Annotated in this window: 6 protein-coding genes; 2 read left to right on the top strand and 4 right to left on the bottom strand. The window is 71.8% G+C overall.

The annotated features are described in order from the left end of the window. Positions 1–39: 39 nt before the first annotated feature. The 3 genes from ACFQUZ_RS31395 to ACFQUZ_RS31385 all read right to left on the bottom strand — a co-directional run bounded on the left by ACFQUZ_RS31395 (position 40) and on the right by ACFQUZ_RS31385 (position 2,744). Entirely contained in the window at positions 40–1,041 is a 1,002-nt protein-coding gene (locus ACFQUZ_RS31395) for an anion permease (protein ID WP_377448749.1), read from the bottom strand. Between the two features lie 4 nt (positions 1,042–1,045). After that, positions 1,046–1,672 (bottom strand): DUF47 domain-containing protein, encoded by a 627-nt coding sequence (locus ACFQUZ_RS31390; protein WP_377448747.1) that lies wholly within the window; start codon positions 1,670–1,672, stop codon positions 1,046–1,048. A gap of 139 nt (positions 1,673–1,811) precedes the next feature. Next, a complete protein-coding gene (locus ACFQUZ_RS31385; protein WP_377448745.1) occupies positions 1,812–2,744 on the bottom strand; it encodes a PPK2 family polyphosphate kinase in 933 nt (310 codons plus the stop codon). Between the two features lie 136 nt (positions 2,745–2,880). Between ACFQUZ_RS31385 and sigJ the strand changes: the two genes are divergently transcribed. After that, positions 2,881–3,858, top strand: a complete 978-nt coding sequence (gene sigJ, locus ACFQUZ_RS31380; RefSeq protein WP_377448743.1) for an RNA polymerase sigma factor SigJ — start codon at positions 2,881–2,883, stop codon at positions 3,856–3,858. A 7-nt stretch (positions 3,859–3,865) separates the two neighbouring features. Here the strand turns inward: sigJ and ACFQUZ_RS31375 are convergent, their stop codons facing one another. Beyond that, positions 3,866–4,369, bottom strand: coding sequence for a DUF402 domain-containing protein (locus ACFQUZ_RS31375; RefSeq protein WP_377448741.1), 504 nt, complete (start codon positions 4,367–4,369; stop codon positions 3,866–3,868). Positions 4,370–4,767: 398 nt separating this feature from the next. Between ACFQUZ_RS31375 and ACFQUZ_RS31370 the strand changes: the two genes are divergently transcribed. Further along, positions 4,768–6,909, top strand: a complete 2,142-nt coding sequence (locus ACFQUZ_RS31370) for an ATP-dependent DNA helicase (RefSeq protein ID WP_377448756.1) — start codon at positions 4,768–4,770, stop codon at positions 6,907–6,909. Positions 6,910–6,926: the final 17 nt, after the last annotated feature.

The raw sequence follows: 6,926 nt of genomic DNA, 5'->3' as shown, positions 1-6,926 counted from the left end.
GGTGGCGGTGGGGTGGGGTGGGGTGGGGTGGGGTGGGGGTCAGAACAGCGGGCGGACGAGGAAGTACATAAGCGCCCCGATGGTGCCGGCGGCGGGGAACGTGAGCACCCATGCGCCGACGATGTTGCCGGCCACCCCCCACTTGACGGCGGACAGCCGCTTCGTGGCGCCAACCCCCATGATCGCCGAGGTGATGGTGTGGGTGGTGGAGATCGGCGCCCCGAGCACCAGCGCGTTGAAGTAGAGCACCGAGCTGGCCACCGTCTCGGCCGCGAAGCCCTCCGGCGGTCGCAGGTCGATGATCTTCCGGCCGAGGGTCCGGATGATCCGCCAGCCGCCGGCGTACGTGCCCGCGGCCAGCACCGCCGCCGAGGTCCAGAACGCCCATTCCGGAATGAACTCAGGGTTGTCCTGGTAGCCGCCCACGTAGAGGGCGAGCACCACGATGCCGATCGTCTTGGCCGCGTCCTGCATGCCGTGGCCGACCGACATGGCGGCGGCCGAGGCGGTCTGGGCCCACCGGAACCCCCGGTTCAACCTGCCGGGCTGGCCATTCCGGAAGATCCACATGACGGCGATCATCGCGAGGTAACCGAGCAGGAAGCCGACCATCGGCGACAGCACCATCGGGACGATGACGTCCTGGCCGATGCCGCCCCACAGCACAGTCCCGGAGGCGGCGAGCGTGGCGCCGACCAGGCCACCGATCAACGCGTGGGACGAGGACGACGGCAGGCCGAAGTACCAGGTGATCAGGTTCCAGACGATGGCGCCGATCACGCCGGCGAAGACGACGCCGAGACTCGCCGTACCGGTGGGCAGGCTCACCAGACCGCTGCCGACCGTCTTGGCCACCTCAGCGCCGAAATGGGCGCCGATGAAGTTGCCGACGGCCGCCATGGCCAGCGCCACCCGGGGGGTAAGCGCCCGGGTGGAGATGCTTGTCGCGATCGCGTTGGCGGCGTCGTGAAAGCCGTTGGTGTAGTCGAACGCCAACGCGACGACGATCACCGCCAGCACGGCGATGAGTTCGGGTGTCACTGGATCAGGACTCCTTGACCGCGATGGTCTCGACCGTGTTGGCGACGTGCTCGAACGCGTCGCAGGCCGCCTCCAGTTCGTCGGCGACCTCCTTCATCTTGAGGACCGTCAACGCGTCGTACTCGCCACTGAACAGGCGGACCAGCAGCATCCGGTACGCCTGGTCGCCGTCGTTCTCGAGCCGGTTGCACTCGATCCAGTAATCCTCGAGATCCTTCATCGATCGCAGCCTCGGCATCGCCCCGGCGGTCAGCTTCGCCTGCTGTTCGAGGACGTTTACCAGTTCGTGCATCTCGCGGGGCAACGACGGCAGCTTGGTGAGGCCGTACAGGTAGAGCAGGTTGCCGACCGCCTCGAGGTGGTCCATCACATCGTCCAGCAGGGACCCGAGCCGGTAGATGTCCTCCCGGTCGAACGGGGTGATGAACGAGGAGTTGATCTTCTTGTACAGCTCGTGGGTGATCTGGTCGCTGTCGTGCTCCACCTCGGTGAGCCGCTCGCTCACCGACTGCACGTCGGCGCCCGGCAGACCCAGTTCCTGGAGCAGGTCGGTGCCGCGCACCAGGTTCTCGGCCGCTCTGGTGAAGAGCTCGTAGAAGGCACCCTCGGTGGGACGGAAGGAAAACTTCACGGCGCGGACCTCGTCGTCTCGATGACAGCTGGTTGGACCGACGGCCGGCCCACCGGGGGGAATGCTAGGACCCGGCGATTCGCCACTCCGCGCGGCCTACCCCTGGAAAGGTTTGATTAACCCCTGGTTCACCCGGCGTTCACCTTAGGCCGCGCGCGGTCGCAGGTCGGTCACGTTGTCCGACTCGAACGGCGCCGGCCAGCCGGTGCCGCTCCCGGTTCACGTCGAAGTTCGCCGGCGGATACGCCAAACCCAGCTCAGCCAGGGTCTCCCGGAGCAGGCTCGCCACCGCCCAGTCCCGGTACCACTTCCGGTCCGCCGGCACCACGTACCATGGCGCATTCACGTCGTTACACAGAGTGATCGCATCCGCGTACGCGGCCCGATAGTCGTCCCACCGGGCCCGCGCATCGACGTCGGCGGGATCGTACTTCCAGTGCTTCTCCGGATTGTCCAGCCGCCGCGTCAACCGGTCCAACTGCTCTTCGGGCGAGATGTGCAGGAACACTTTGACAAGCGTGAACCCCTCGCCGACCAGGCCCCGCTCGAACGCGTTGATCTCGTCGTACCGGCTGCGCCACACCGCCTCGGGCACCAGCGACTCCACCCGGGCGATCAGGACGTCCTCGTAATGTGACCGATTGAACACACCGACGTATCCGGGCCGGGGCAGGGCGCGACGGATCCGCCACAGGAAGTCGTGCCGCGACTCCTCCTCGGTGGGCGGCCCGAACGACCGGATGTGCAACCCAAGCGGATTCATCGCGCCGGCCACCCGGCGGATCGTCCCGTCCTTGCCCCCGGCGTCCATCGCCTGCAGGACCAGCAGCACCCGGCCGGTGAAGGCGGGGTCGGCCCGGGCCGACGCGGACAGCTTCTCCTGGAGCCCGGCGAGGTCGACGGCGAGCGCCCCAACCCGCTCGGCCGCCCAGCGCTTGGCCGCCGCCCGATCCAGTCCGGTCGGCACACCGGGGGTGGACCGGGGATCCACCGCGGCCAGGTCGACCGGCGCGCCCGGCCCCCGAGGGCGGGCCCGCAACAACTCGCGTACGGAGAACTCCGGCTCGTCCATGGCCCGATCATCACCCGGTGGACCGGCATCGGCCACCCGAGCACCGTCGGGGAGAATCCGGTTGGCGAGGGATGCTCGACGTATCAGCGTCAGGACCCGCCGCCGCAGGCCCGGACAACCGAGGCGGAGGTGACCGGTGCAGGATCCGACCGAGTTCGAGGCCGAACGCGGCCACCTCACCGCGGTCGCCTACCGGATGCTGGGTAGTCGGGCCGAGGCGGAGGATGCCGTCCAGGAGACCTGGCTGCGGTACGCGGCGGCACTGGGCCGACCGGAGGACCGAGCCCGCGTCCGGGACCTGCGCGGCTGGCTGACCACCACCATCGGGCGGATCTGTCTCGACGTGCTGCGGTCCGCGCGGGTGCGTCGGGAGACGTACCCGGGGCAGTGGCTGCCCGAACCCGTCGTCACCCGGCTGCCGGACCACCAACCGGACCGAGGCGGCGGCTTCGCGCCCGATCCGGCCGACCGGGCGGTGACCACCGACCAGGTCGGGCTGGCGATGTTGGTCCTGCTCGAACGGCTCACCCCGGAGCAGCGGGTGGCCCTGGTGCTGCACGACGTGTTCGCGATGCCGTTCGCCGACGTCGCCTCGGTGCTGCGTACCACCGAGGCGGCGGCCCGACAGCACGCGTCCCGGGCCCGACGGGCGGTCTCCGGCGCCGACGTTCCCCGGCACACCGCCCACCCGGAGGAGCAGCACCGCGCGGTGGCGGCGTTCCTCGCGGCGGCTCACTCCGGTGATCTCGACCGGCTGGTCGCGGTGCTCGCCCCTGGCGCGACGTTCCTCGGCGACGGCGGCGGATACGTGAGTGCCAATCGCCGGCCGGTCACCGGCGCCCTCCGGGTGGCCCGCTTCACGGTCGGCCTGTGGCACCACCGCGGCGCGGCCGAGATGACCTCGCTACGCGGCCGGGCGGTGCTGGTGAACGGCGCCCTCGGCGTGCAGGTCGAGGGCGTTCTCGCCGATGGCCGGCCGGCACGAGCCGTGCTGTCCTTCGCGGTCGGCGAGGACGGCCGGATCGGTGCCGTCTTCATGCAGCTCAACCCGGTGAAGCTGAGCCGGGTGCCGACGCTGCCCGAGGGGGACGGCGACTGGCCGCCGCGGTTGTGACGTCGGCTCAGAGCACCAGGGCCAGCCACTTCCGGTACGCCCCGGCGAACGGCTCGGTGCCGTCCCCGAGTGCGATGAACAGCCAGTCGGCGGCTTCTCGGGCTCGGGCCACCAGGTCGGCCGGGTAACCGAACCGGACCCGGTGCTCGGCGAACTCGTCCTCGTCGCGCAACTCGATGGCGCCGGTGGCACGCCGTCGCACCACGTCCAGGTCCAGGTCGACCAGGTACACGGTGTCCCCGTCCCACCGGGCCGGGGTGGCGATGTCGCAGTAGACCTCGCTGGTCCGCGGCGGCGGATTGAACATCCCCGTCCACCAGGCGTCGTGCGGCACCAGCAGCACGAACGGGATCTGCTCCACGGATGGCCGACCATGGTAGACGGACGCGGTGCCGACCGTGACGCCGAGCCATGTCCCCAGGTCGTCCTCGGCCAGCCGGCGAGCGGGGTAGTCACGGTGGGCGCTCCCGTCGTACTTGCGGTAGACCACCCGGACCATGTCGCTCGGCATGTTCCGCACCCTAACCGATCCGGGCGAACGTCCGGTGTCGAAGCCGGGTTACGGACCGCTGCTCGAACGGTGTCCGTTTCGCCACCGACAGCCTCGGGTACGTCGATGTCCGCCGGATCCACGAGGGACCGGGGAGGCCGGATCCACGAGGGACCGGGGACGGTAGATAGGCATGGCACGGGCTTCGTGTCAGCGTCCCATCGGTGGGACGCTGACAAGGGCCCCTCCTCATTTCCGGAAGCGATTACCGGGGGCCTACCCCTGCGTCGCGGCGGACCGATGTCGTCACCGGCGGGTACCGTCGCACGGTGACCCTGCCAGCCACCGAAGCCAGTCCCACGCTCGTCGACCCCGACGGCGCGGCAAAGCCCGGCCCTGACACCGCGGCCGAGCCCGACCTGCCGTTCGCCAAGAAGCGGCGTCGCTCGGGGAGCCGGACCAGCGCCGACGAACTGCTGGCCGCCGCGGTCGGCGCGGTGCCCGGCGGCAAGCCGCGACCGGGCCAGCAGGCGATGACCACGGCGATTGCGCAGAGCATCTCGACCGGGGAGCACCTGCTCGTCCAGGCGGGCACCGGCACCGGCAAGTCGCTCGCCTATCTCGCCCCGGCGCTCACCGTGGACGGCCCGGTGGTGATCTCCACGGCGACGCTGGCGCTCCAGTCCCAGCTGGTCGACCACGACCTGCCCCGGCTGGCCGACGCGGTCAAGCCGCTGCTCGGTCGCCGGCCCACGTTCGCCGTGCTGAAGGGCCGCCACCACTATCTCTGCCTGGCCCGGTTGGACGCCAGCACCGAGGCGGAACCGACCGACACCCTGTTCGACGAGCCCGCGTCGAGCGGCGGCACCCGCTGGCTGGCCGCCGCCGGCCGGATGGGCAAGCAGATGCAGCGGCTCCGCGACTGGGCGGAGGAGACCACCACCGGCGACCGGGACGAGCTGGACCCCGGCGTCGACGACCAGACCTGGCGGTTGGCCTCGATGCCGGCCCGGGAGTGCGTGGGCGCCGCCCGCTGCCCGTTCGGCGACGAGTGTTTCGCCGAGGCGTCCCGAGCCCGCGCCCGCGAGGCCGACATCGTGGTCACCAACCACAGCCTGCTCGCCATCGACATGCTCGCCGGTCGGCAGATCGTGCCACCGCACAAGCTGCTGGTCGTGGACGAGGCGCACGAGTTGGCCGACCGGGTCTCCGCCGCCGCCCAGGCCGAGCTGGTACCCGAACTGATCGACCGGGCAGCTCGCCGGGCCCGGCCGCTGCTGTCCCCGGAGGCCGCCGAGGCGCTGGCCGAGGCGGGCGACGCGCTGTCCGTCGGGCTGGCCGAGGCGCCGGCCGGCCGGATCACCGCCGGGCTGCCGGGCCCGCTGCGGCAGGCGTGCACACTGCTCGACTCGGCGACCCGGCAGGCGCTCGACGCGATCGGCGACATCCGTTCGGACGACCCGGACCCGGTCCGCAAGCAGCAGGCCAAGGCGGTCCTCGACGAGCTCTCCGACACCGCGCAACGCCTGCTCACCGAGGACGAGCACGACGTGGCCTGGGTGGAGAAGGCGGAGGGCGCGGCCAGCGGCCGGCGGGCGCTGGTCGTCGCGCCGCTCTCCGTCGCCGGCACGCTCGCCACTCATCTGTACGACGAGCGCACGGTGGTCGCCACTTCCGCCACGCTCACTCTCGGCGGCCGGTTCGACACGGTGGCCCGCGCGCTCGGGCTGGAGGCGCCGGCGGCCAGCCCACCGAGCCCCGCCGCGGCCGCCGTCGCCGACCGCGCCGCCCGGGACGTCCGGTCCGCCGGTGCCGCCCGCTCCGGATCGGGTACGCCGGACGGGGCTCGGCCCGCCGGAAAGCCGCTCTCCGGCGACGGCGCCTCCGGTCCCGGCTGGCACTCACTCGACGTGGGTTCGCCGTTCGACTACGGCAAGCAGGGCATCCTGTACGTCGCCGCACACCTGCCCCGGCCGGCCGCGTCCGGGCTGCCGGCGGCGGCCGGTGAGGAACTGCTCGGCCTGGTCGGCGCGCTCGGCGGCCGTACCCTCGGGTTGTTCTCCTCCCGCCGGGCCGCGCAGCAGGCCGCGGAGCTGGTCCGGGCCCGCACCGAGCTGACGGTGCTGTTGCAGGGCGACGAGTCGCTGCCGCTGCTGGTCCGGCGGTTCCGGGAGGACCGGTCGAGCTGCCTGTTCGGCGTGCTGTCGTTGTGGCAGGGCGTCGACGTCCCGGGCGACGCCTGCCAGCTCGTGGTGATCGACCGCCTGCCGTTCCCCCGCCCCGACGAACCCCTCGCCGCGGCCCGGTCGGCGGCGGTGGACGCCGCCGGCGGCTCCGGGTTCTCTGCCGTGAGCGTGCCCATCGCGGCCATCCGGCTGGCGCAGGGGGTGGGCCGGTTGATCCGGTCGACCGCCGACCGCGGAGTGGTCGCCGTGCTGGATTCCCGGCTGGAGACGGCCCGCGGTTACGGCGCGTTCCTGCGGCGCTCCTTGCCGCCGTTCTGGTACACCACGCGCCCCGAAGTGGCCCGGGGGGCGCTGGAGCGGCTCGGACGGGATTGATCGCCAGGTACGTCGTC

This window comes from Plantactinospora sp. GCM10030261 (genome assembly GCF_042666615.1).
Taxonomy (GTDB): Bacteria; Actinomycetota; Actinomycetes; order Mycobacteriales; family Micromonosporaceae; genus KBS50.
The sequence above is the reverse complement of the archived record's forward strand: the minus strand, read 5'-3'. Positions and strand labels throughout refer to the sequence as shown.